Below are 2,903 nucleotides of genomic sequence, written 5' to 3'. Positions count from 1 at the left end.
ATACAAAGGGATATAGAAAAAAATTATAAAAGTAACCGACAATAGCTAACGTCAAATACCCCTTGCTCCAATGACCTGATTAGACTATTAAGTCCATAATCACTTATATGTTCATGGATACACACGACGGCCATACAGATAATGACCGCTATTAATACAAAGTATCCGGATAGGGATTTACGCAGCAATGGAGCTTTGCGAATATTTTATGGTATTCTACTTATCAATATGATATGTACTATAAATAAAATTTTTAGCTTTCCTTTGAAAGTTCTCGTGAATTTCTATGGCTATTTGAAAGTAACATTTTTAAGTCATTTTTATTGATGCCCATGTATTTACATATTTTAAACTCACTTATGCCGTCTGATAACATTTCTTGAGCTGCTTTTCTATTCCTTTCATACGCTTCCAGTTTGTCAAAAATGGCATCTGTTAGAAAATCTATCCATTCGAAAAAGACCTTTTCCCCTTCTTGAGTACTAAAATCTATTGTACAGGTTTTCGCACACCTCCTATGAAGTATCAGATAATAAATTCCTCCAATCAGATTCGCCATAATAGCTTTAATATTGATTTTCGCCGGTTTAAACAGATTGTCATAAAACGCAATCAAATTTAGATTCATAATATCCCGTGTTTCTGCTGTTCTCTTTGTCGTTTCATTAATAACCGACATTTCATAAAGTAACAACTTTTGCATTACAGTGTTATCAGACAAGTTCCTATAAAGGGTCTTGAATGTTTCCGCAAAAAACTTTTTAGGTCCCAATATGTTCAGGCTGGAAACGTCAATAGTATCATTGATCCAGAAATCATACTGCTTGGCAAGCCTGTCGTAAAGGTTTTCCATTGAGCCGTATCTTCTATAAAACACATTAGCTTCTATGTTTGCAGCTTTCATCAATGCACTCAAATTGACATTACCAAAACCATATTCAGCTACAAGCTTTTCAAGTTCGGATATTACCTCCTTGTCTATTTGTTCATTTGTCCTCCTATTTCGAGCTTTCTTTTCTTTCTGTTTCACTATTATATAGTATGTTATAAAAATAAATCTGCAAAAATCAGTAAAAGGAAATATTTTTATTTTAGCTTTCGATAAACTTCTTCTTTTCTGAATTGACGATAATATCCCAAGGTAGGCTGTAAGTATTTATACAGCTATTCCATTCTCTTTTCATTTGTTTTGATATAGAGCAATTGGGTCTGTTGCAAATATACATTTTTATGCTTTACAAACAATAGACAGAATATAAAAACTACGTTTACCAATAAATTTGCATTTCAATAATAGACGTATTAATTTACTTATTTATTGCTATATTATAGGAAAATCTCCAATTTGAAAAAAGAACACTCACTACACGAAGAAAACTTGCTGCACATCTACATTAAATCCCTGATAGTTTCCGGTTGCGATAAGAGAAGTCAATTTAAATGAGACCCTAATGATTTCATATAAAGAAAACTTCATGTTGGATTATTCATGTGAGAATTATAAGAATGAAGAAGCATTATATATCGAAAAATGAAACTCTATTTTTTCTTTGAAAGAGGATGTATTACGTTTTATATTCACTGTGTAATGACATCTTATTATTTTGTTGAGAAGTGTTCTTTTACAAAGAATTTCGAAAAGGATAATACATCATCAAAATCATAGAACATATTATAAGTTACGGCTACTAAATAATCAGCTTCCACAAAAACAAGACACATAACAGGAGCCTCTGATATAATATCAATAATCGCATAGTCCTGTTTTTTTAATTCTTCTATTTTTGAGGTTATGGGGGCATGACTCTTTATATTAGATAGAATATTGATTTCTATAGAGTAATATTGTATATTTTTCTTTGATTTATTTGGGACTTTAATGAGATAATGCTTACAACAATATCCGATCTTAGCCAACTCTGTCTGTTCGTTCACATTATTACAAAAAGCGTTTAAAATAGGAGAGATTATGTATTTATGAGACGAGACAAATAAAGCAGTATCTTTGGAATTAGTATCCTCATAGACAATATTATTATCCCAACAATAATTGAAATTTTCAAGTACCTTATATGAAAACTTATCAGATATACTATCGCTACAGATTGCAGCAGCATGAAGATATGCACACATACAAAATATAGTACATAGTATATATTTTATGTTACACATAAATCTTATCTCCTTTTTATACTAACTTCTTTATAAAAATTCGCTTTAATATTGGGTGGAGTAGCATATTCAATTTCTATATAAAGTTTTTTATAAAAAACTAATTCAGAAATTGCACTATCCGCATCAACTTGAGTTGACCCCGATAATTCTTTTACTTGATCTTTAAACTCACTAAAACTTCCTATTATTTCAACGCACCCTGCTGCTCCCCATCCAATATGAGTAAGATCTTCAGGACCAGCGTGAATGTAAAAAGTTCCTTTTAGAACTATTGCACCATTATGTTGAGAATATGTATTATGTACCTCATAGGCTTTTTTATATTCTGGTGCAGGCTGCCTATTGAGCTTATGCAAGCCACTATTAACCCATCCAATTGTTTTATAAGAACTAAAATTTGGTGGGTTATAATACGGCATGAAGCGTAATGCTTTCCATGTATATTTTACACTTTGACCTTTATCATCAGTACCTTTGATATAGACATAATATACAGGGACTCCATAGAGCTCTATTTTGCTATTCTTATCCATATCACTGCATGGATAAGATTTTGCATAATAGGTATCCCCAGTTTTTGTACCAGAAATAATAATATCCACATCTCGGAGTTTCATATAAGTAAAGATTTCAATAATAAGACATATAATTTCAGCAACACATGACCCTGATAAATGATTTACAGATGGGCATAACTATGCCCATCTGTAAATTTAAAATTATTCAAT

General features: G+C 31.2%; 3 protein-coding genes. All 3 read right to left on the bottom strand.

The genetic code is table 11. The features are described from left to right. Positions 1-253: 253 nt before the first annotated feature. The 3 genes from HMPREF0673_RS01430 to HMPREF0673_RS01420 all read right to left on the bottom strand — a co-directional run bounded on the left by HMPREF0673_RS01430 (position 254) and on the right by HMPREF0673_RS01420 (position 2,792). Positions 254-1,030, bottom strand: coding sequence for a TetR/AcrR family transcriptional regulator (locus HMPREF0673_RS01430; protein WP_004310156.1), 777 nt, complete (start codon positions 1,028-1,030; stop codon positions 254-256). A 569-nt stretch (positions 1,031-1,599) separates the two neighbouring features. Further along, positions 1,600-2,172, bottom strand: coding sequence for a hypothetical protein (locus HMPREF0673_RS15020; protein WP_004310154.1), 573 nt, complete (start codon positions 2,170-2,172; stop codon positions 1,600-1,602). 5 nt (positions 2,173-2,177) lie between these two features. Beyond that, complete coding sequence (locus HMPREF0673_RS01420) at positions 2,178-2,792, bottom strand: hypothetical protein (protein ID WP_004310153.1); 615 nt, start codon at positions 2,790-2,792, stop codon at positions 2,178-2,180. Positions 2,793-2,903 lie beyond the last annotated feature (111 nt).

The sequence above is a fragment of the Leyella stercorea DSM 18206 genome, from assembly GCF_000235885.1.
GTDB classification, from domain to species: domain Bacteria; phylum Bacteroidota; class Bacteroidia; order Bacteroidales; family Bacteroidaceae; genus Prevotella; species Prevotella stercorea.
Note: the sequence above shows the minus strand (reverse complement) of the source record. Positions and strands in the feature narration are given on the sequence as shown.